22 protein-coding genes are annotated in these 21,669 nt (G+C 67.9%); 19 read left to right on the top strand and 3 right to left on the bottom strand.

Annotated elements, in window-relative coordinates; translation table 11 throughout:
- Nucleotides 1-49 precede the first annotated feature (49 nt).
- The gene (locus BM175_RS07535; RefSeq protein ID WP_090961518.1) at nt 50-814 is read right to left on the bottom strand and encodes a sulfite exporter TauE/SafE family protein; all 765 of its coding nucleotides are present in this window, start codon (nt 812-814) and stop codon (nt 50-52) included.
- Nucleotides 815-1,013: 199 nt separating this feature from the next.
- Here BM175_RS07535 and rplS point away from each other — a divergent pair, with 199 nt between their 5' ends.
- The 4 genes from rplS to leuC all read left to right on the top strand — a co-directional run bounded on the left by rplS (nt 1,014) and on the right by leuC (nt 5,198).
- Nucleotides 1,014-1,472, top strand: coding sequence for a 50S ribosomal protein L19 (gene rplS, locus BM175_RS07530; RefSeq protein WP_090961515.1), 459 nt, complete (start codon nt 1,014-1,016; stop codon nt 1,470-1,472).
- A gap of 81 nt (nt 1,473-1,553) precedes the next feature.
- Nucleotides 1,554-2,372, top strand: a complete 819-nt coding sequence (locus BM175_RS07525) for a class I SAM-dependent methyltransferase (protein WP_090961512.1) — start codon at nt 1,554-1,556, stop codon at nt 2,370-2,372.
- A gap of 65 nt (nt 2,373-2,437) precedes the next feature.
- On the top strand, nt 2,438-3,490 hold the full coding sequence (locus BM175_RS07520; RefSeq protein ID WP_090961509.1) for a bile acid:sodium symporter family protein: 1,053 nt from the start codon (nt 2,438-2,440) through the stop codon (nt 3,488-3,490).
- A gap of 292 nt (nt 3,491-3,782) precedes the next feature.
- The gene (leuC, locus tag BM175_RS07515; RefSeq protein ID WP_090961506.1) at nt 3,783-5,198 is read left to right on the top strand and encodes a 3-isopropylmalate dehydratase large subunit; all 1,416 of its coding nucleotides are present in this window, start codon (nt 3,783-3,785) and stop codon (nt 5,196-5,198) included.
- A 46-nt stretch (nt 5,199-5,244) separates the two neighbouring features.
- Here leuC and BM175_RS07510 read toward each other — a convergent pair whose 3' ends face one another.
- The gene (locus tag BM175_RS07510) at nt 5,245-6,441 is read right to left on the bottom strand and encodes a GGDEF domain-containing protein (RefSeq protein ID WP_090961503.1); all 1,197 of its coding nucleotides are present in this window, start codon (nt 6,439-6,441) and stop codon (nt 5,245-5,247) included.
- A 185-nt stretch (nt 6,442-6,626) separates the two neighbouring features.
- Between BM175_RS07510 and BM175_RS07505 the strand changes: the two genes are divergently transcribed.
- From BM175_RS07505 to dps, 9 genes are all read left to right on the top strand, one after another.
- Nucleotides 6,627-7,097, top strand: coding sequence for a GNAT family N-acetyltransferase (locus tag BM175_RS07505; protein WP_090961501.1), 471 nt, complete (start codon nt 6,627-6,629; stop codon nt 7,095-7,097).
- Between the two features lie 175 nt (nt 7,098-7,272).
- Nucleotides 7,273-7,662 carry a succinate dehydrogenase, cytochrome b556 subunit gene (gene sdhC / locus BM175_RS07500; protein WP_090961498.1) on the top strand — a complete coding sequence of 130 codons (390 nt, stop codon included), beginning with the start codon at nt 7,273-7,275 and terminating at the stop codon, nt 7,660-7,662.
- Nucleotides 7,663-7,676: 14 nt separating this feature from the next.
- On the top strand, nt 7,677-8,054 hold the full coding sequence (gene sdhD / locus BM175_RS07495; RefSeq protein WP_090961495.1) for a succinate dehydrogenase, hydrophobic membrane anchor protein: 378 nt from the start codon (nt 7,677-7,679) through the stop codon (nt 8,052-8,054).
- 5 nt (nt 8,055-8,059) lie between these two features.
- Nucleotides 8,060-9,895 (top strand): succinate dehydrogenase flavoprotein subunit, encoded by a 1,836-nt coding sequence (gene sdhA / locus BM175_RS07490; RefSeq protein ID WP_055892854.1) that lies wholly within the window; start codon nt 8,060-8,062, stop codon nt 9,893-9,895.
- Between the two features lie 33 nt (nt 9,896-9,928).
- Nucleotides 9,929-10,609, top strand: a complete 681-nt coding sequence (locus BM175_RS22670) for a hypothetical protein (RefSeq protein WP_175526791.1) — start codon at nt 9,929-9,931, stop codon at nt 10,607-10,609.
- Nucleotides 10,610-10,778: 169 nt separating this feature from the next.
- Nucleotides 10,779-11,843 carry an App1 family protein phosphatidate phosphatase gene (locus BM175_RS07485; protein ID WP_175526790.1) on the top strand — a complete coding sequence of 355 codons (1,065 nt, stop codon included), beginning with the start codon at nt 10,779-10,781 and terminating at the stop codon, nt 11,841-11,843.
- Between the two features lie 145 nt (nt 11,844-11,988).
- Complete coding sequence (locus BM175_RS07480; RefSeq protein WP_090961489.1) at nt 11,989-12,768, top strand: succinate dehydrogenase iron-sulfur subunit; 780 nt, start codon at nt 11,989-11,991, stop codon at nt 12,766-12,768.
- Between the two features lie 72 nt (nt 12,769-12,840).
- A complete protein-coding gene (msrA, locus tag BM175_RS07475; RefSeq protein ID WP_090961486.1) occupies nt 12,841-13,464 on the top strand; it encodes a peptide-methionine (S)-S-oxide reductase MsrA in 624 nt (207 codons plus the stop codon).
- Between the two features lie 108 nt (nt 13,465-13,572).
- Nucleotides 13,573-14,076: a DNA starvation/stationary phase protection protein Dps gene (gene dps, locus BM175_RS07470; protein WP_090961483.1), complete on the top strand. Its 504-nt coding sequence runs from the start codon at nt 13,573-13,575 to the stop codon at nt 14,074-14,076.
- A 102-nt stretch (nt 14,077-14,178) separates the two neighbouring features.
- Here the strand turns inward: dps and fsa are convergent, their stop codons facing one another.
- Entirely contained in the window at nt 14,179-14,832 is a 654-nt protein-coding gene (fsa, locus tag BM175_RS07465) for a fructose-6-phosphate aldolase (RefSeq protein WP_090961481.1), read from the bottom strand.
- A gap of 266 nt (nt 14,833-15,098) precedes the next feature.
- On the opposite strand from fsa, the gene BM175_RS07460 reads away from it, so the two are divergent.
- From BM175_RS07460 to BM175_RS07435, 6 genes are all read left to right on the top strand, one after another.
- Nucleotides 15,099-17,291, top strand: a complete 2,193-nt coding sequence (locus BM175_RS07460; RefSeq protein WP_090961872.1) for a primosomal protein N' — start codon at nt 15,099-15,101, stop codon at nt 17,289-17,291.
- A 78-nt stretch (nt 17,292-17,369) separates the two neighbouring features.
- Nucleotides 17,370-17,867: a hypothetical protein gene (locus BM175_RS07455; RefSeq protein WP_090961478.1), complete on the top strand. Its 498-nt coding sequence runs from the start codon at nt 17,370-17,372 to the stop codon at nt 17,865-17,867.
- A 77-nt stretch (nt 17,868-17,944) separates the two neighbouring features.
- Nucleotides 17,945-18,340 (top strand): AGROH133_08824 family phage infection protein, encoded by a 396-nt coding sequence (locus BM175_RS07450; protein WP_090961475.1) that lies wholly within the window; start codon nt 17,945-17,947, stop codon nt 18,338-18,340.
- A gap of 212 nt (nt 18,341-18,552) precedes the next feature.
- Nucleotides 18,553-19,113: a F0F1 ATP synthase subunit delta gene (locus tag BM175_RS07445; RefSeq protein ID WP_090961472.1), complete on the top strand. Its 561-nt coding sequence runs from the start codon at nt 18,553-18,555 to the stop codon at nt 19,111-19,113.
- On the top strand, nt 19,113-20,642 hold the full coding sequence (gene atpA, locus BM175_RS07440) for a F0F1 ATP synthase subunit alpha (RefSeq protein ID WP_055892880.1): 1,530 nt from the start codon (nt 19,113-19,115) through the stop codon (nt 20,640-20,642). Before BM175_RS07445 ends, atpA begins: the two co-directional genes overlap by 1 nt.
- A 55-nt stretch (nt 20,643-20,697) precedes the next feature.
- The gene (locus BM175_RS07435; protein WP_090961469.1) at nt 20,698-21,585 is read left to right on the top strand and encodes a F0F1 ATP synthase subunit gamma; all 888 of its coding nucleotides are present in this window, start codon (nt 20,698-20,700) and stop codon (nt 21,583-21,585) included.
- Nucleotides 21,586-21,669 lie beyond the last annotated feature (84 nt).

The raw sequence follows: 21,669 nt of genomic DNA, 5'->3' as shown, positions 1-21,669 counted from the left end.
GCCGAGGGCTAGGGTTCGCGGCCTATATGGCAAGAACCGTGCGGCATTGCTACCCGGCCGCGTTGCGCCAGAAGTAGTAGACGGCAAGCCCGAGGCCGACGGCGATGACGACCGCGCGCACGTAGGGCTGGGGCACGCGCTTGGCGGTCCAGACCCCGGCATATCCGCCGAGCGCGACGCCCGGGATCATCACTATGGCCTCTGGCCAGGCGACGACGCCGCCCGACACGAAGACCACGATGGCGACCACCGCGATCACGGTGGCGAGCATGTTCTTCAGGGCGTTGAGCTTGTGGTAGTCGCCGCCCTGCGTGAGCCCGAGCGTCGCCAGCATCATGATGCCCATGCCGGCGCCGAAGAAGCCGCCGTAGATCGCGGTCAGGAACTGAACCACCGGCCCGGCGAGCCCCTTGCCGCGTCCGGCCTCCTCCGCGTGGCGGGCCTTCGGTTTCAGCCAGGGGCCGGCGGCGAAGAGGGCGGTCGCGGCGAGCAGGAGCCAGGGCACCATCGACTGGAACTGCGGATTGTCGAGCGACAGGAGGATCAGCGCGCCGACGCCGGACCCGAGCACCGAGGCGAGCGCCAGCATCAGCGCGCCGCGCCACATCCGCCGGATGTCGCTCCAGTAGGCGAGCGTCGAGGTGACGTAGCCCGGGAACTGCACGATCGACGAGGTGGCGTTCGCCGAGATCGGCGAGATGCCGCCGAGCGTCATCGCGCCAAAGGTCAGGAACGTGCCGCCGCCGGCGACCGCATTGATCGCGCCGGCCAGAAAGCCCGAAAGAAAAAGCGACAGGGCGTAGAGAAGCGTCATGAGGGGCCTTGCGCGGCGTGCAGACCCGTTCCCTTAGGCGAACCGCGCCCGCGCGCAAGGGCTGCGACGTACGAAAGCTGCCGCCCCTCGACAAGGGGCGCCCACGCGTGTAAGAGCGCCACGCTTTCCTCAGAATAACTTGACCGTGTTTCACGGCCATGACCGGCTCGATCCGGCATGAAACGAACCGAGGCAGACCATGAACATCATCGCCGAACTGGAGGCCCAAGAGGCCGCCCGCATCGCCGCCATCCGCACGCTTCCGACCTTCTCGCCGGGCGACACGCTGCGCGTCAACGTCCGCGTGACGGAGGGCACCCGTACCCGCGTGCAGGCTTACGAGGGCGTCTGCATCGCTCGCTCGGGCGCCGGCATCCAGGAGAACTTCACGGTTCGCAAGATCTCCTACGGCGAAGGCGTCGAGCGCGTGTTCCCGATGTACTCGCCGGCTCTCGAGTCGGTCGAGGTGGTCCGCCGCGGTCGCGTCCGTCGCGCCAAGCTCTACTACCTGCGCGATCGTCGCGGTAAGTCGGCCCGTATCGTCGAGGCGACCAACGTGCGCGCTCGCAAGCTCAACGACGACGCCCGTTCGGTGGCTGCCAACGAGCGCGCCGCCAAGGAAGCCGCCAAGACGGCTGCCAAGGAAGCCGCGGAGTAAGCTCCGGCGCTTCGTCGCTTTCGAGACTGGCAAAGGGCGGCCTCGTGCCGCCCTTTCGCGTTTCTGGTGGAGACTGGACCCATGGACGAGCACGCGGCCGCCAACCTCGCCAACTGGAACGAGCGGGCGCGGCTCCACGCGACCGACACGACGGGATCCTACAGGATCGCCAAGGTGCTAGCGGGCGGCTCGTCCCTTCACGACATCGAGGCGGAAGAGATCGGCGACGTCGCCGGGCTCGACGTCGTCCATCTCCAGTGCCACATCGGCCTCGACACGCTGTCGCTGAAGCACCTCGGCGCGCGGTCGGTGACCGGCCTCGACTTCTCGCCCGATGCCGTGGCGGCCGCCCGTGCCTTCGCGCTGGAAGCGGGGACGGACGCCCGTTTCGTGGAAGCCTCGCTCTACGACGCCCCGCAGGGGCTCGGCGCGCGCTACGACCTCGTCTTCGTCACCTGGGGCGCCATCAACTGGCTGCCGGACATCGCGGGCTGGGCAAGGGTCGTGGCCGAGGTGCTGCGCCCGGGCGGGCGTCTCTACCTTCTCGAGGGGCACCCGTTGCTCAACCAGTGCGAATGGCCGGGTGGGCGAGCCGAACTGACCTACGACTTCCGCACGCCGCGAGAGCGTCCGCTGGCCTTCGACACCGCCCAGACCTACACCGGCGACGAACGGCCGCTCCGCCATACGCGCAACTACGAATGGCTCCATCCGATCGGCGACATCGTGAACGCGTTGATCGCGGCCGGGATGCGGGTCGACTTCCTGCGCGAGCACGAGCGGATCGCCTGGCGCGCCTTTCCCGAGATGGTGGAGGTCGGCGAGGATCTCTACGCCCTGCCGCCGGGTCTGCCGCGCATGCCGATCAGCTTCTCGATCGGAGCCACCCGCTCCGCCTGAACGTCTCCCATGGGGCGCGGCGCTCGGCCGATTGCCCTGCCACACAAGCTTGAAGGAGGCCGGACATGAGCCTTCGCTCCCGTCTTCGCGCCATTCCGATTGATCGTTTCCTGCTTCTTCTGATCGCGACCGTCGCGCTTGCCGCCGTCCTGCCGGCACGCGGCCAGGTGGCCGAGGCCTTCGACTGGATCACCTACGGGGCGATCGCGCTCCTGTTCTTCCTCTACGGCGCGCGCCTGTCGCCGCAGGCCGTTTGGGCGGGGCTCCTGCACTGGCGCTTGCAGGGCCTCGTGTTCCTGTCGACCTTCGCGCTCTTTCCGCTGGTCGGGCTCCTCGTCTACCCGATGGCCGGCCAGATCCTGCCGGCAGAACTCGCGCTCGGCCTCCTCTACCTGACGCTCCTGCCGTCCACCGTGCAGTCCTCGATCGCCTTCACCTCGATCGCGGGCGGCAACGTGCCGGCGGCGCTGACGAGCGCGTCGGTGTCCAACATGCTCGGCGTCGTCGTGACGCCGCTCCTCGTCTTGCTTCTGGCGAGCGGTTCGGGCGGGGCGATCTCGTTCGATGCGATCGAGAAGATCGCGCTCCAGATCCTCGCGCCCTTCGTCGCGGGGCAGGTCGTGCGGCCGCTGATCGGCGCCTGGCTCGCCCGCCACAAGCCGGTGACGACCGTCGTCGACCGTGGCTCGATCCTCCTCGTCGTCTACGCCGCCTTCTCGGAAGGCGTCGTCGCGGGCGTCTGGACAAGTCTCGACTGGCGGGACCTCGTGATCGTTGTCCTCCTCGACATCGCGATCCTCGCCTTCGTCCTGTCGGTGACGACGCTTCTTGCCCGCAAGCTGCGCTTCTCGCGCGAGGACGAGATCGCGATCGTCTTCTGCGGATCGAAGAAGAGCATGGCGACCGGCATCCCGATGGCGGGCATCCTCTTCGCGGGCCATGCGATGGCGCTGGTCGTCCTGCCGCTCATGCTGTTCCACCAGATCCAGCTCTTCGCCTGCGCCGCGCTCGCCCAACGCTATGCCCGCCGCACGCCCGGCCCGGTGCCAAGCGTCACCGAGGCGGCCGCCGCCGAGCGCCGGAGCGTCGAGGATGCGGTCGCCACGACCAACCCCTGAGACGATGAGCGGCGATGCACGGCGGGCCATTGCGCGGCCGCGCGCGCGGGCGTATTTTGGAACGATGCGAAGAAGCGTGAGACACAACGGCCGCCTGCCGACCACGCTGGGGTTCTCCCCGGTGGAGGATCGCGCACGCATGCCCGGCCGCTTCTTCTATCGGCAGATCTCGGCCGTCCACCTAGCGGCCTGAGCCGCCGCGACAGCGCGGCCCCAATGCACCCAGACGTTCCGTGATGTCCGGCACGGCGGCCCGATGGCCGTCCGGCCCTATCGAAAACGTGAAAAGCCGATGAGCGACCAACAGAAGCCCCGCACCCTCTACGACAAGATCTGGGACGACCACGTCGTCTCGACCGGCGAGGGGGGCGAAAGCCTCCTCTACATCGACCGTCACCTCGTCCACGAGGTGACGAGCCCGCAGGCCTTCGAGGGCCTGCGCGCGGCCGGACGCCGGGTCCGCCATCCCGCGCGCACGCTCGCCGTCGTCGACCACAACGTGCCGACCTACGATCGGCGCGGCGGCATCCACAACGAAGAAAGCCGCATCCAGGTCGAGACGCTGGCGAAGAACGCGGCCGAGTTCGGCGTCGAGTATTTCAACGAGGTCGATGAACGCCAAGGCATCGTCCACATCATCGGGCCGGAGCAGGGCTTCACCCTGCCGGGCATGACGATCGTCTGCGGCGACAGCCACACCTCGACCCACGGCGCCTTCGGCGCGCTCGCCCACGGCATCGGCACCTCGGAGGTCGAGCACGTGCTGGCCACCCAGACGCTGATCCAGCAGAAGGCGAAGAACATGCTCGTCCAGGTGGACGGGCAGCTGCCGCCGGGCGTCACCGCCAAGGACATCATTCTCGCCATCATCGGCGAGATCGGCACGGCGGGCGGCACCGGCTACGTCATCGAGTTCGCCGGCGAGGCGATCCGCGCCCTGTCGATGGAAGGGCGCATGACGATCTGCAACATGACGATCGAGGGCGGCGCGCGCGCCGGCCTGATCGCGCCGGACGAGACGACCTTCGCCTATATCAAGGACAAGCCGCGAGCGCCGAAGGGCGCGGCCTTCGAGCAGGCCGTCGCCTACTGGCGCACGCTGCACACGGACGAGGGCGCCCATTTCGACAAGGTCGTGCGTCTCGACGCCGCCAACCTGCCGCCGATCGTCTCCTGGGGCTCCTCGCCGGAGGACGTCGTCTCGGTCACGGGCACGGTGCCGGACCCGGAGGCGATCGCCGACGAGAACAAGCGCGAGACCAAGAAACGCGCGCTCGACTACATGGGCCTGACGCCGGGCACGCCGATGACGGATCTCACCGTCGATCGCGTCTTCATCGGATCGTGCACCAACGGGCGCATCGAGGACCTGCGCGCCGTCGCCAAGGTCGTGGAGGGCCGCAAGGTGGCCGAGACCGTCTCGGCGATGATCGTGCCGGGCTCGGGACTGGTGAAGCTGCAGGCCGAGGCCGAGGGTCTCGACGCCATCTTCAAGGCGGCGGGCTTTGACTGGCGCGAGCCGGGCTGCTCGATGTGCCTCGGGATGAACGAGGACCGCCTCAAGCCTTACGAGCGCTGCGCCTCGACCTCGAACCGCAACTTCGAGGGTCGGCAGGGCTTCAAGGGCCGCACGCACCTCGTCTCGCCGGCGATGGCGGCCGCCGCCGCGATCGCGGGACGGTTCGTCGACATTCGCGAGTGGCGGTAGACCTCTCCAAGCGCCCGGACGGCCTAGGCTGGACTGGGCGGAGGTTCTAGCCCGCGAGGGCAGGGCCGGCCGGTCGCCGACGCTTCAGCGCCGGCTCCGGCACCGCCTCGCGGATGTCGATCACCACCTTGTCGCGCCCGTCCGCCTTCGCGCTGTAGAGAAGGCGGTCGGCCCGGTTGATCGCGTCGAACAGCGTTTCCTGCGGGTTGATCGCCACCACGCCGGAGCTCGCCGTCACCGTCAGGTCGGTGAGCGGCGCCGGCCAGCGGATCTGCCGCGCCGAGGTGCGCACAGTCTCGGCAAGTTCCAGCGCCGACGCGCGGTCGCCGCCGGCGACCACGATCGCGAACTCCTCGCCGCCGATGCGCGCCACCAGCCCGTCCGCGCCGGCAAGACCGCTGCAGAGCGCCGCATAGCCGCACAGGACGGCGTCGCCCGCTTCGTGGCCGTAGCGGTCGTTGATCTGCTTGAAATGGTCGAGATCGCTGAGGACGAGGGTGAGGCGCCTATCGGGCAGCATGCGTCGGCGCATCGCCTCGACGCCCTGTTCGAGGCCGCGCCGGTTCAGCGCTCCGGTCAGCGCGTCGGCGGTCGATTCCTCGCGCAGGCGTGCGATCACATCGAACGCCGTTGTCAGGATCACGCTCAGCGCCAAGAGGATGCCGGTCGCCGCGCCATTCAGCTGGAACACGAAGCCCCAGGGCGACTCGCGCCAGTTCGACACGCCGAGATCCTCGGGCGAAGCATAGAGAAGAAGGACGTTCTGCAGGCCGAGGCTCACCGTGATCGTGCCACACAGGCCGACGAGGAGCGGCCGCAGCGTGCCCGGATCGTGCCGCATCTCGACTGCGGACAGGAGCATCAGGGCAGCGCAGGCCGTCTGCACCGAGAACACCTCGTGCAGCACCGAGCCCCCCAGAAAGGCGAGACTCACCGCCGCACCGGCGCTTCCGGCTCCGACGACGAGGGCGAGCCATGCCCAGCGCGGGCGGCGCCCGGCGCGTGCGGCGAAGGCGGCGTTGGCGACCGCGAGCGCGATCAGGAACAGCGTGTCCTCGAGCGTCGGCTTGGCGACGCTGCCCGGCGCCGTCGGCAGGACGGTGAGGGCGAAGCCGAGCGAGGCGACGAAGAAGCCTGCGCTCCACCATCGAAGGCTGGCATGGAGGCGCGACAGCAAGAGGAAGCAGAGCGCGAAGGCGCAGAAGAGGACCGGCACGGACCAGGCGAGGATGTCGGCCCGCATCTGTTGTCCTCCCACCCCCCATGACGCAACGTCGCCGACGCCATGACTTGACGCCGTAATGTTGCACCCCAATGCAAAACCACTAGCCGCAGCGGCAGCCCGGCGCAATCCGAGCGTCGTGGATCCGGCCAACGATCCGTCCGCCGCGACTTGACGCTCGCGCGCTTCCGCCGCACACCAGCGGCATGAGCCAGAGCGAAAGCGTTCCCGATATCGAGATCGGCCTCCTGCGTCTGAAGGATGCGCGCGAGCTCGCGCCGCTTCTGGCCGCCTACAACCAGGCCATGTTCCGGGGCGCGCCGGGCGCGCCCGACACGTTCTACGCCGAGCAGCTCCTGCAGGATCGCACGGGCGAGATGCTGGGCGCCCGGCTCGACGGCGAACTCGTCGGTTTTCTCCAGTTCTACGACCTGCCGGATCTCTGGACGGGCATGCGCTCGGGGCTCGCCGACCACGTGTTCGTCGACCAGCGTCACCGCCGCAAGGGCATCGCCAAGGCGATGGTCGATCTCCTCGCGGAAGAGGCCGATTCGCGCGGCTGGTCGCGCCTCGTGCTCCACGCGCCGCGCCACGGCGGATCGGGTCGCCATCTCTACGAGAAGGTAGCCGAGCCCGCCGACTGGTCGAGCTACGTCCTGCGCTTCCTCGATCGCTGACGGCCGGCCGACACCGTTCGCCTGCGACGCAAGCGACATTCAATCGGTTTGGGCGCGAATGCGACCGATCGCGGCTTGATTTCGCAGCCGCACAGGTTCTTTAGAAGCAATCCAGCCGCGTTTGGGCGCCACGCCCGGCGTCCCATGCCAGCCGCGATCGCCCACGGAGTGATCCTTGTCCGACATCAAATCCGCCCGGCCGCTGTCGCCGCATCTCACGGTCTATCGGTTCCGTCCGACCATGGCCATGTCGATCCTGCACCGCATCACCGGCGGCGCGCTTTATGTCGGCACGGCGCTCGTCGTCTGGTGGCTGATCGCCGCCGCCAGCGGGCCGGACGCCTTCTCCTATGCGTCCGCCTTCTTCGGCTCGATCATCGGCCGGCTGATCCTCTTCGGCTACAGCTGGGCGCTGCTCCACCACATGGCCGGCGGGATCCGCCACCTGATCTGGGATACGGGCGCCGGCCTCGGCCGCGAAGAATCCACCAAGCTCGCCATCGCCACGCTGGTCGCCTCGCTCGTCGGGACCGTCCTCCTGGGGCTGGTCGTCGTCATCCTCTGAAGGAAGGTTCCGTCATGGACATGAGAACTCCCCTGAAGCGGGTCCGGGGTTACGGCGCCGCCGGCGAGGGCACCGGGCACTTCTGGACGCAGCGGCTCACCGCCGTCGCCAACCTCTTCCTGATCTCGTTCTTCGTCGTGCTCCTGATCGCGCTGCACGACGAACCCTATGAAGGCGTGCGCGCGGCCTTCGCCAACCCGCTGGTCGGGCTGGTGATGGGTCTTGTCGTGATCTCCGTGTGTGTCCACATGCGTCTCGGCATGCAGACCATCATCGAGGACTACGTCCACGGCGGCACGAAGGTGGCCCTCGTCATCCTGAACACCTTCTTCGCCGTCCTCGTCGCCTCGGCGAGCCTTTTCGCGATCGTCAAGATGAGCTTCGGAGCCTGAACACCATGGCGACTGCCCAGCCCCATCGCAGCGCGCCGGCCCAGAACGGCAAGGCCTACACTTTCATCGACCACACGTTCGACGTCGTGGTCGTCGGCGCCGGCGGCGCGGGCCTCCGCGCCACGCTCGGCGCGGCCCAGGCCGGCCTGAAGACCGCCTGCATCACCAAGGTCTTCCCGACCCGCTCGCACACCGTGGCGGCGCAAGGCGGCGTCGCCGCCTCGCTCGGCAACATGGGCGAGGACAACTGGCGCTGGCACATGTACGACACCGTGAAGGGGTCGGACTGGCTGGGCGACCAGGACGCCATCGAGTATCTGGTACGCGAGGCCCCCAAGGCCGTGTACGAGCTCGAGCACTTCGGCGTGCCCTTCTCGCGCACCACGGACGGCAAGATCTACCAGCGCCCCTTCGGCGGCATGACCACCGACTTCGGCAACGGCCCGCCGGCACAGCGCACCTGCGCCGCCGCCGACCGCACCGGCCACGCGATCCTGCACACGCTCTACGGCCAGAGCCTGCGCTACTCGTCCGAGTTCTTCATCGAGTACTTCGCGATCGACCTCATCATGGACGAGGAGGGCGCCTGCCGCGGCGTCGTCGCCATCAACATGGACGACGGTTCGATCCACCGCTTCCGTTCGAAGAAGGTGATCCTCGCGACCGGCGGCTATGGCCGCGCCTACTTCTCGGCGACCTCCGCCCACACCTGCACCGGCGACGGCAACGCCATGGTGCTGCGCGCCGGCCTGCCGCTGCAGGACATGGAGTTCGTGCAGTTCCACCCGACCGGCATCTACGGCGCGGGCTGCCTGATCACGGAAGGGGCGCGCGGCGAGGGCGGCTACCTCACCAACTCGGAAGGCGAGCGCTTCATGGAGCGTTACGCGCCGTCCGCCAAGGATCTCGCCTCCCGCGACGTCGTCTCGCGCTCCATGACCATGGAGATCCGCGACGGCCGGGGCGTCGGCAAGAACAAGGACCACATCTTCCTGCACCTCGACCATCTCGACCCGAAGATTCTGCACGAGCGCCTGCCGGGTATCTCGGAATCGGCCCGCATCTTCGCGGGCGTCGACGTGACCAAGGAGCCGATCCCGGTCCTGCCGACGGTGCACTACAACATGGGCGGCATCCCGACGAATTATCACGGCGAGGTGCTGACCAAGCGCGACGGCAACCCGGACTCGGTGGTGCCCGGCCTGATGGCTGTCGGCGAGGCGGCCTGCGTGTCGGTGCACGGGGCCAACCGTCTCGGCTCGAACTCGCTGATCGACCTCGTGGTGTTCGGCCGCGCGGCCGGCCTGCGCTGCGCCGAGACCGTCTCGGCCGGCGAGGGCCACGCCCCGCTGCCCGCGAACGCCGGCGACAACTCGCTCGCCCGCCTCGATCGCTTCCGCTACGCCAAGGGCTCGACGTCCACCGCCGAGCTTCGCGACAACATGCAGCGCACGATGCAGTCGAACTGCGCCGTGTTCCGCACGGGCGAGATTCTCGAGGAAGGCCACGAGAAGATCCACCAGGTCTGGAAGGCGTCCGATGACGTTCGCGTCACCGACCGCTCGCTGATCTGGAACACGGACCTGATCGAGACGCTGGAATACGACAACCTGATCGCCCAGGCCGTCGTGACCATGGACTCGGCCCGCGCCCGCCAGGAGTCGCGCGGCGCCCACGCCCGCGAGGATTTCCCCGACCGCGACGACGTCAACTGGATGAAGCACACGCTGAGCTTCTGCGACACGGTCGCCAAGACCGTGACGCTGGAGGACCGGCCGGTGCACACCTACACGATGTCAAACGAGATCGAGTACATCCAGCCGAAGAAGCGCGTGTACTAAAGGTACGTGAGGGATCGAGTTTCCGGCTACGGCATGTGGCTGAACGATCGATTGGGCGCCGCTACCAAGTGGCGCCCAATTCTGTATCTGGTCGGTTGGGCGCTGATCGGTGCGGCGCTCGTGGCGGCGTTCAATAGTTTTACGGCCCACCCTCCGCCGAGTTGGAAGGGGCGCATTTCGACCGAGTTCCTGCTCTTCCATGCGGGATTCATAACGATCGCGGTCGCGATGGGCCTCTCGCTGGTGATGACGCTCGAACATCGGCGCTGGCGGTTTTTGCTCGGGCCTGCGTTGAACGCCCCGCTTGTCATCCTGACCCTCCAGTCCGGACAATTGTTCGCAGCGAATTTTCCCGACCCCGTCTGCGGTCGAGAAGCTGGATGCTTCGTTTTGGGCGTAAGTCCTGCAAGCATCGATATCGTCTTCGAAATTTGGCGGGCGCCGTGCGCCTATTCCCTATTCTTGACCCGGTTCGGGACAGGGATCGAGATGAACTATTCCGAAGACGGGTCTTATCTCTCCAACCCGCATCTGCTTCTCAGCGGCAATGAACGCATTCTGGTTCTCGCGAGAGGTGGGTACCTCGTCGACGCGTTCGAGATATCGACCGGTCGGATCATGTCCGATTTCGTCAGTTGGGCTCAGCCCGACCGGGATGCCGCGATGCTCGGAAACTCGGAAGCGATCAGAAGACTGCTCGACGAAAACAAATAGCTGCCCAAATCATCCGCCGACGCGCCGCCGCTTCCCGCCGCCAGCGCGCTTTGCTATCGCGGGTGGTATGAAATCGGACATGTTGCGCGGGCTGGGCCGGCACATTCTTCGCCGCAGCCGGGTCCTGCGCTTCAGGGTCAAGCGTGCAGTCGGACTGACGGATCGGCCGATGCTGGTCGTCTACCCCGGACGCGTCGCACGCGGGCGGCTGCAGATCCTCGGGCGCGTCCTGGAGGACGAAGGCGTCTTCGACGCCCCCCATTCCAATTCCACGCTGCGCAATCTCTGGCTGACCTTCAAGCGCTACGAGACCGACGAGATCGGGACGGCTCGGGTGCGATACGAGGGGCCGGCGGGCTCCGGCGTCCTCCTCAGCGACCGGGAGGGCTATGTCCGGCTCGATATCGAGACCGCTCATCTCGGCGAGGATGCCGCGCCCTGGACGCCGGTCCGCTTCCATCTCGAAACGGCGAAGGGCTACGATTTTGCGCCGGTGGATGCCGAGGGCAGGGCGCGCGTCGTCTCGCCCGCCGCGCGCTTCGGCGTCATTTCGGACATCGACGATACGATCATTCACACCGGCGCCTTCAAGATGCTGCGCCACTGGCGGATCGTCACGGCCAATTCGCCCGAAGCCCGCGCGGCCTTCCCCGGTGTCTCGGAGTTCTACCGCGCCCTTTGCGACGGCGCGGCGGGACCCGAGACCAACCCGGTCTTCTACGTCTCGTCCAGTCCCTGGAACCTGTCGGATATCTTCGAGCGCTTCATGGCGCAGAAGAACATCCCGGCTGGTCCGATGCTCCTGCGCTCCCTGTCCGACGACGCGCTCGGCTGGCTGCTGCGGCGCCACCGCAGCCACAAGGACGGCGCGATCGACGAACTGATGGCCGATTATCCCGACCTCAAGTTTGTACTGATCGGCGACAGCGGCCAGAAGGACGCGACGGTCTATGCGTCCGCCGTGGAGCGCCATCCCGGACGCGTCCTCGCCGTGCACATCCATGACGTGCGACCCGAGGGAGACGTGTCGACCGAGGTGGAGCGCGAGCTGAAGCGCATCGAGGCGGCCGGCGTTCCGACGACCCTTGGCCGGACGCTGGAGGCGGCCAGCGCCCATGCGGAGGCTGCAGGCCTCGTCGCGGCGGGGACGCATGCGGCGGTGCTGGCCGAAGTCGCCGAGGAGGTCGGCAAGCCGACGCGCTTCGGCCCGTTCCCGGTGATCGTCCAGCCGTGAACGGGAATGCCGTGGGGCCGGTGCAGACCGGCGCCGACATACAAACGGTTTAACCGCGGGGGCGACACCGTGGTGTGTTGCGCTGCCCGCGCATTCGTGTTTAGCCCCATTCTAAAGACGCGCATCCCCTGTCCAGGACCCGGCCATGGTCGAACTCACGCTCCCCAAGAACTCCACCGTCCAGAAGGGCAAGGTCTGGCCGAAGCCCGCCGGCGCCAAGAACGTGCGCGAGTTCGGCGTCTATCGCTGGTCGCCGGACGACGGCCAGAACCCGCGCGTCGACACGTTCTACGTCAACACCGACGACTGCGGCCCGATGGTGCTCGACGCGCTCCTCTGGATCAAGAACAAGGTCGATTCGACCCTCACGCTGCGCCGCTCCTGTCGCGAAGGTATCTGCGGCTCCTGCGCGATGAACATCGACGGCTCCAACACGCTCGCCTGTACCAAGGGCATGGACGAGGTGAAGGGCGCGGTGAAGGTCTATCCGCTGCCGCACATGCCGGTGGTCAAGGACCTCGTGCCCGACCTCACCGTGCCTTACGCGCAGCTGCGCTCGATCGAGCCCTGGCTGAAGACCGAAACGCCGGAGCCCGAGAAGGAGTGGCGCCAGAGCCACGAGGACCGTGAGAAGCTTGACGGGCTCTACGAGTGCATCCTGTGCTTCTGCTGCCAGACCTCGTGCCCGAGCTACTGGTGGAACGGCGACCGCTATCTCGGCCCAGCGGTTCTGCTCCAGGCCTATCGCTGGCTGATCGACTCGCGCGACGAGGCGACCGGCGAGCGCCTCGACAACCTTGAGGATCCGTTCCGCCTCTACCGCTGCCACACGATCATGAACTGCACGCAGGCCTGCCCGAAGGGCCTGAACCCCGCCAAGGCGATTGCCGAGATCAAGAAGATGATGGTCGAGCGCCGGGTTTAATCGGCACGCCTTGCATCCGCCGGGTTCGGCGCGCCGTAGTTGAAGGTGCCGAACCCCCGCGGAGACCCATCGATGACGCGTTCATCCTTCCTGCGGCCGGGCGTTCTCGCGCTCGGCCTTTTTGCTGTCCTCACCCCGATCGCCGCGCAGGCCGACGAGGCGATCCTTGCCGGCGGTTGCTTCTGGTCGATGGAAACCGATCTCGACCGGGTTCCCGGCGTGACGAAGACCGTGTCGGGCTACACCGGCGGCCATCTGAAGAACCCGACCTATCAGGACGTCGTCACCGAGACGACCGGGCACTACGAGGCGGTGAAGGTCACCTACGACCCGGCGAAGATCACCTACGACCAGCTGCTCCAAGCCTACTGGCATTCGATCGATCCGACCGACGCAGGCGGCCAGTTCTGCGACCGCGGCGACTCCTACCGCACCGCCGTCTTCGCGATCGGCGACGGGCAGATGAAGACGGCCGAGGCCAGCAAGGCGGCGGTCCAGAAGGAGCTGGGAAAGAAGGTCGCGACGGCGGTGCTGCCGGCGGCCGAGTTCTACCCCGCCGAGGACTACCATCAGGACTACGCCCGAAAGAATCCCGGCCATTACAAGCGTTACCGGATCGGCTGCGGACGCGATGCCGCGGTGAAGGCCGTCTGGGGCGCCAAGGCGCAGGCCGAGCTGACGGCCAAGCTCGACTGAGGCGGTGTGCCGCGTGAGGGAACCGAATCCGACCCCCGCGCGTAACTGCCCCGACGCGACCGGCGTGCGTTTGCGCGCCGGCTTTGTATGCGGGCTCAGGAGACTTCGATGGCCAAGCAGGGCAAGACCCCGATCCATCCGACCAAGAACACCTTGAACGAGAATCTGCGCCGCTCGATGATCGAGCTTCTGCAGGTGCACCTGGCCTCGGCCATCGACCTCAGCTACCAGGCCAAGCAGGCCCACTGGAACGTCAAGGGTCACAACTTCTACGGAACCCACCTCCTGTTCGACAAGCTCCACGAGGAAGCCGAGGAGTATGTCGACACGATCGCCGAGCGTCTGACGGCCCTCGGCGGCCAGGCCCGCGGCACGGTGCAGGCCTCGGCCGAGGCGACCGTTCTCGACCCCTATCCGCTCGATCTCGTCGACCTGATGGGCCACATCAAGCGCCTGGCCGATAGCTACGCCAAGTGGGGCGGCGCCCTGAAGGACGCCGTGAAGGAGTCGGACGAGGCGGGCGACGACCTGACCGCCGATCTCTTCACCGAAGTTGGTCGCGGCATCGACAAGTCGCTCTACTTCCTGGAAAGCCACTTCCAGCACGCCTGATCGATCCCCCGCGCGCCGGACGTCCTCCTCCCCGGACGGCGCGCACGAAAAAGGGCGGCTCTCGCGAGCCGCCCTTTTTTGTTGGTCCGCGTTGGGCGGAGCTTACTCGATCGTCTGGCCGGTCTTCGCCCAGTCGGCGATGAAGGCCTTGAGGCCGTTGTCGGTGAGCGGGTGCTTGACTAGCGCCTTGAGGGTCGCCGGCGGCACGGTCGCGACGTCGGCGCCGATCAGGGCGGCCTCGCGCACGTGGTTCGGCGTGCGGATCGAGGCGGCGAGGATCTCGGTCTCGATGCTGTAGTTGTCGTAGATGCGGCGGATGTCGGAGATCAGCTCCATGCCGTCGATGTTCATGTCGTCGAGGCGGCCGACGAAGGGCGAGATGTAGGTCGCGCCGGCCTTCGCCGCGAGCAGCGCCTGGTTGGCCGAGAAGCAGAGCGTCACGTTGGTCTTGATGCCGTCCTCGGTGAAGCGCTTGCAGGCCTTCAGGCCGTCCAGCGTCAGCGGCAGCTTGACGACGATGTTGGGCGCGATCGCGGCGATGATCTTGCCCTCGCGCATCATGCCGTCGAAATCGGTCGAGGCGACCTCGCCCGAGACCGGGCCGTCGGTGACTTCGCAGATCTCCTTGAGGAGTTCCTTCAGCGGCCGGTTGGCCTTCAGGACCAGCGACGGGTTGGTGGTCACGCCGTCGATCAGGCCGGCGTCCTGCAGTTCCCTGATCTCGGCAATATCGGCCGTATCGACGAAAAATTTCATGAAATTCGTCCTTCGTTCACCGGCGGACGGCCAGCCCCTCCCATGGGGCCGACGGCGCCGCCGTCGATCCTGATGTCTGGTGGTGTATAGGACCCGGTATCGGAAGCAAGCGGGAATCAGCCGCCCCCGGCCCCGCCCAAGACCCTTTCATCGCACCGCGTGAAGAACGATATGGGGGGCACGGCGCCCGATTGCGAGCGCCGATTTTTCCTGGTTTCCGCAACGGCACCCGCTTGGATCACTCCCCCGCCCCGTTCACCGACCTCCTGTTCGCGCCGGACGCGCTTCCCGGCGGACCGAAGGTCGTGCCGGTGCTGGTGCCCCTGCCGGCGGAGCGTCCCTATTCCTACCGTGTGCCGGAGGGGATGTCGGTCGAGCCCGGCTCGATCGTGCAGGTGCCGCTCGGGCCGCGGCAGGTGGCGGGCGTCGTCTGGGACCAGCCGACCGATCCGGTGGACGCCCGGAAGCTGCGGGCGATCACCCATGTCTTCGACTGCCCTCCGCTCGACGCCACGATGCGGCGCTTCATCGACTGGGTCGCCGACTACACGATTTCGCCGCCCGGCCTCGTGGCGCGCATGGTGCTGCGGGCGCCGGTCGCCTTCGATCCGGAGCCGCACGTGGACGGCTTGCGCGCGACCGGTGTCCTGCCGCCGCGCATGACGCCGACGCGCCAGCGCGTCCTCGATACGCTGGCGCAATCGCCCGAATGGACGCGTTCGGGCTTGGCGAACGCCTCCGGCGTCGCCGTTTCCGTCGTCGACGGCCTCGTCAAGGTCGGCGCGCTCGAGCCTGTGTCCCTGCCGCCGCATCCGGCCGTCCCCGCGCCCGACACCGCGCACGGCCGCGCCGAACTGACGCCCGATCAGCGCGAGGCCTCCGACCGACTGATCGCGCCCGTGGAGGCGGGCGGCTTCTCGGTCTCGCTGCTCGAAGGCGTCACCGGATCGGGCAAGACCGAGGTCTATTTCGAGGCGGTGGCGCGCGCCCTCGACAAAGGGCGTCAGGTGCTGATCCTCCTGCCCGAGATCGCGCTGACCCAGAGCTTCATCGACCGCTTTCATCAGCGCTTCGGCGCCGAGCCGGCGCAGTGGCATTCCGATGTGCCGCCGCGCATGCGCGAGAAGGTGTGGCGGCAGGTGGCCGAGGGCCGCGTCAGGGTCGTCGCCGGGGCGCGGTCCGCGCTCTTCCTGCCCTTTCCCGACCTCGGCCTCGTCATCGTCGACGAGGAGCATGACCCCGCCTACAAGCAGGAGGACCGGACCTTCTACCACGCCCGCGACATGGCCGTGGTGCGGGGACGGGAGGGGGGCTGCCCGGTGATCCTCGCCTCCGCCACGCCTTCGCTCGAAAGCCGCGTCAACGCGCGCACCGGTCGCTACGCCCACGTGCCGCTCGGCCGCCGCTTCGCCGACGCCGCGCTGCCGGATCTCTCGCTGGTCGACCTGCGACGCCACCCGCCGGCGCGCGGCCGCTTCCTGTCGCCGGTGCTCCTGACCGCGATCGAAGAAACGGTGAAGCGCGGCGAGCAGGCGCTCCTCTTCCTCAACCGCCGCGGCTACGCGCCGCTGACGCTCTGCCGTGCCTGCGGCCATCGCTTCCAGTGCTCGCAGTGTTCGGCCTGGCTGGTCGACCATCGCCTGCGCGGCACCCTGCAATGCCACCACTGCGGCCACGCGCAGCACCGCCCGGAAAGCTGCCCGTCCTGCGGCACGCTCGACCATCTCGTGGCCTGCGGGCCGGGGGTCGAGCGCATCGCCGAGGAGATGCTGGAGACGTTTCCGGACGCACGCACGATTCTCCTGTCGTCCGACCTTCCGGGCGGCGCGCGGCGGCTGCGACGCGAACTCGACGCGGTGGCCGACGGCGAGGCCGACATCGTGATCGGCACGCAACTCGTCGCCAAGGGCCATCACTTTCCGCTGATGACGCTGGTCGGCGCGGTGGACGCCGACCTCGGCCTTGCCAACGGCGACCCGCGCGCGGCCGAGCGCACCTTTCAGCTCCTCCACCAGGTGACGGGCCGGGCGGGGCGCTCGGGGCTTCCGAGCCGCGGCATGATCCAGACTTGGAGTCCGGAGCATCCGGTGATGCAGGCGCTGGTCGCGGCCGATCCCGACCGCTTCTACGACCGCGAGGCCCATGAGCGCCAGCGCGCGGGGCTGCCGCCCTTCGGCCGGCTCGCCGCGCTGATCGTCTCGGCCGACACGCGCCGCGAAGCGGAGGAGCACGGGCGCGAACTCGCCCGCGCCGCACCGCAGGATATGGGGCTCGAGGTGCTCGGCCCGGCCGAGGCGCCGCTCGGGCTGGTGCGCGGGCGCCACCGCTTCCGGCTCCTGGCACAGGGCGGCCGGCGCGCGCCGCTCCAGGCGTTCCTGCGCGCGATGATCGCGGCCGCGCCGAAACCGCGCGGCTCGGTCCACGTCCAGATCGACATCGATCCGCAAAGCTTCCTCTGAGGCCCCGCAGCCCTTGCTGTCGGCGGCGCGATCCTGTCATGGCAGGGGCGAATGCGGGCGGCAGGGAAGAGGGACGGCATGAGGTTTAAGCGGCTGGTGTCGACGGCTCTTCTCGGTCTCGCCTGCGCGCCCGCCATCGCGCAGGATATGAGTTCCGGCCCCGCACACACCGCCGGGCCGCCGGCCGCGCAGGACACGATCTTCTGGTATCCCGCGCCGTCGCGCTGCACCTACTTCACGCCTGAGGGTCGCGCGGCCTTCCGCTTCGACGACCCTCAGACCTGGCGCTTTGCCTTCCTCGTGATGCGAGAGACAAAGGCGGAGACCCCCGTCGAGCGCGGCTACGTCATGGTCGACGGCGTCCTGCGCGAACTGGAGAAGGTGCGCTCGGGCGCCGACGCCGCGCAGGCCAACGTCACCGTCTGGCGCTCGGCCGGCGAGCCGCGCGTCAACGTCAACATGACGGTGCGCGAAACGGGCCGCTCGGCGGAGACCGTGGACCTCGCCGGCACGAGGACGCTGATTCGCGGCGACGGGCGGCGGGAGATCGCGGTGGAAGGGAACTGCACCGGCTGAGGTCCGTCCGGCTTTGCCGCTCGGCCCGATTTCCGCTAAGCCCTCGCGCCAACCGAACTCTTCCGCCGCGAGCTACGATGCCGATCACGCTTCCCACCACCACGGTCGACGCGCTGCCGTTTGCGGCTGCCTGCTTCAGCATCCTCTACGGCCTCTATGCGCTGTTCGCGCCGGGCACGTTCCTGCGCATGGCCAAGCTCCAGCCGATCGGCGAGCGGCGTGTCGGCCTGTCCGAGATACGTGGCTCGCTCGCCGGGCTTCCGCTCGGCGTTGGGCTGGCGACGCTGTTCTTCTACGACCAGCCCTTCACGCAGATGGCGCTCGGGGCAGGGTGGCTGTTCGTGGCCTTCGGCCGTCTCGTCTCGATCCTCTCCGACGATGCCTCGACCTTCGGCAACTGGCTCTGGCTCCTCGTCAACCTGATCGTCGCAGGCGCGTGTCTCGCCCCGGTTTTCGGGTTGGTGCCGGCCTGAGGCCGCGCCTCGTAAACCATGCTGTGAAGCCGCGTTTTCGGCCCCTTCGCTCTGTTGTGGAGCGGGAAACCCTGTGCTAGACGACCCCTCATCGCGGTCAGCCCGGGGGCAGGTTCCCGGCACTCGCGACCTTTTTTTGAACAGTTCCCACGAGCCTTCGCGACGCGACCGGGCGGACGCGGGAACCCAGATAAGAAGAGAAGCGATCGTCCGTGGCACAATCCTCCTCTCCGGTTTCCGGGGTCGCCGAACGCTACGCCCAGTCCCTTTTCGAGCTTGCTCGCGACGAAGGTTCGATCGACGCGACGGAGTCCGAGCTTCTGCAGTATCAGCAGCTGGTGGATGAGAACGCCGACTTCCGGCGTCTCGTCGAGAGCCCGGCGTTTACGTCGGACAATCAGCTGCGCGCGATCTCCGCTGTGGTCGCCGAGACGCGTCCGAGCGGGCTCGTCGGCAACTTTCTGAAGGTCGTGGCAGCCAACCGCCGTCTGTTCGCCTTCCCGTCGATCGTGCGCGGCTTCCGCGCCATGGCGGCCGAGCACCGTGGCGAGGTCGACGCGGAAGTCGTCAGCGCCCATCCCTTGAGCGACGATCAGCGGCGCGAACTGCGCGACGCGCTCGGCCGCTACACGTCGAAGACGGTCACCATGCGCGAGAGCGTCGACCCTGCGATCCTGGGCGGCCTCGTGGTCCGCATCGGTTCGCGCCAGATCGACACCTCGCTTCGCACAAAACTCTCATCCCTTAAGCTTGCGCTGAAAGAGGTCGGCTGATGGACATCCGGGCCGCGGAAATTTCCGCAATCCTGAAGAACCAGATCAAGAACTTCGGCAACGAGGCGGAAGTCTCCGAGGTCGGTACGGTTCTTTCCGTCGGTGACGGCATCGCCCGCGTCTACGGCCTCGACCAGTGCCAGGCCGGCGAAATGGTCGAGTTCCCCGGCGGCGTGCGCGGCATGGCGCTGAACCTCGAGTCCGACAATGTCGGTATCGTGATCTTCGGCTCCGACCGCGACATCAAGGAAGGCGACACCGTCCGCCGCACCGGCGCGATCGTGGACGTCCCGGTCGGCAAGGGTCTTCTCGGCCGCGTGGTCGACGGCCTCGGCAACCCGATCGACGGCAAGGGCCCGATCGAGTCCACCGAGCGTCGCCGCGTCGACGTCAAGGCGCCCGGCATCATTCCGCGCAAGTCGGTGCACGAGCCGATGTCGACCGGCCTCAAGGCCATCGACGCGCTGATCCCGGTCGGCCGCGGCCAGCGCGAGCTGGTCATCGGCGATCGCCAGACCGGCAAGACCGCCATCCTGCTTGACACCTTCCTCAACCAGAAGCCGGCGCACGACGCGGGCAACGAGAAGGACAAGCTCTACTGCATCTACGTTGCGATCGGCCAGAAGCGCTCGACCGTCGCCCAGTTCGTCCGCACGCTCGAAGAGCGCGGCGCGATGGCCTACTCGATCGTCGTCGCGGCGACTGCCTCCGATCCGGCTCCGCTCCAGTACATCGCGCCGTTCGCCGGCTGCGCCATGGGCGAGTACTTCCGCGACAACGGCATGCACGCCGTGATCGCCTATGACGACCTGTCCAAGCAGGCCGTGTCCTACCGCCAGATGTCGCTGCTGCTGCGCCGTCCGCCGGGCCGCGAGGCCTATCCGGGCGACGTGTTCTACCTGCACTCGCGTCTTCTGGAGCGCGCCGCCAAGCTCAACGACGAGATGGGCTCGGGCTCGCTGACCGCGCTCCCCGTCATCGAGACGCAGGCCAACGACGTGTCGGCCTACATCCCGACCAACGTGATCTCGATCACCGACGGCCAGATCTTCCTCGAGACCAACCTGTTCTACCAGGGCATCCGCCCGGCCGTGAACGTCGGTCTGTCGGTGTCGCGCGTCGGCTCGGCCGCCCAGGTCAAGGCGATGAAGCAGGTCGCCGGCTCGATCAAGGGCGAGCTCGCGCAGTACCGCGAGATGGCGGCCTTCGCTCAGTTCGGCTCGGACCTCGACGCCTCGACGCAGCGCCTCCTCAACCGCGGCGCCCGCCTGACCGAGCTCCTGAAGCAGCCGCAGTTCTCGCCGCTGAAGACGGAAGAGCAGGTCGCGGTAATCTTCGCGGGAACGCAGGGCTACCTCGACAAGCTCAAGGTCTCCGACGTCGGTCGCTTCGAGGAGGGTCTCCTCACCTCGCTGCGCACCGAGCACAAGTCGGTGCTCGACACGATCGCGACCGAGAAGGCGCTGTCGGACGATACGCGCGCCAAGCTCAAGTCGGTCCTCGAGCACTACTCGAAGTCCTTCGCCTGAGCCGCAACGCCGCTCGCACTAACGGCTCCGGCCGCCCAGGAGACTGACCCGACAGATGGCTTCGCTCAAGGATCTGCGAAACCGCATCGCCTCGGTCAAGGCGACGCAGAAGATCACCAAGGCCATGCAGATGGTCGCGGCGGCCAAGCTCCGCCGCGCCCAGGATGCGGCCGAGGCGGCTCGCCCCTATTCCGAGCGCATGGCATCGGTCCTGGCCAACATCGCGGGCGCCATGGAGGACGGCGAGGGCCTGCCTCTGATGGTCGGTACCGGCAAGGACGACGTACATCTGCTCGTCGTCTTCACCTCCGACCGCGGCCTGTGCGGCGGTTTCAACTCGCAGATCGTGCGTCTCGTGCGTGAGCACATCCGTCGGCTCGAGGCCGCCGGCAAGACGGTCAAGATCATCTCGGTCGGCAAGAAGGGCACCGACCTGATGCGCCGCGACTTCGGCGATCGGATCGTTGCCCGCCTAGACCACGGCGGTGCCCGAACCATCGGCTTCTCGGCTGCGGAAACCGTCGCCGACAAGGTGATGGAACTCTTCGAGGCCGGCGAGTTCGACGTCGCGACAATCTTCTACTCCGCCTTCGTCAACGTCATCACCCAGGTTCCGACAGCCCAGCGGATCATCCCCGCCGAGGTGCCGAAGGCCGAAGAGGCGACGACGCAGGCCGGCGGCGCCACCGCGCTCTACGAGTACGAGCCGGGACCGGAGGAGATCCTCGCCGATCTCATCCCGCGCAACATCAAGGTCCAGCTCTTCCGCGCGCTGCTCGAGAACGGCGCTTCGGAGCAGGGTGCCCGGATGAGCGCGATGGACAACGCCACCCGCAACGCCGGCGACATGATCAACAAGCTCTCGATCTCCTACAACCGTCAGCGCCAGGCGCAGATCACGACGGAACTGATCGAGATCATCGCGGGCGCCGAAGCGCTCTAAGGACTTGCCGGCAGCGCCGCGACGGGCGGCGCGCCAGGAAACGACATGATGGGCGCGGAGGGGCGGGGCCGCCGGACGCGCCGG

It is taken from the genome of Aureimonas phyllosphaerae (assembly GCF_900113065.1).
Lineage (GTDB): Bacteria > Pseudomonadota > Alphaproteobacteria > Rhizobiales > Rhizobiaceae > Aureimonas > Aureimonas phyllosphaerae.
This window is presented reverse-complemented; position numbering and strand designations above follow the sequence as displayed.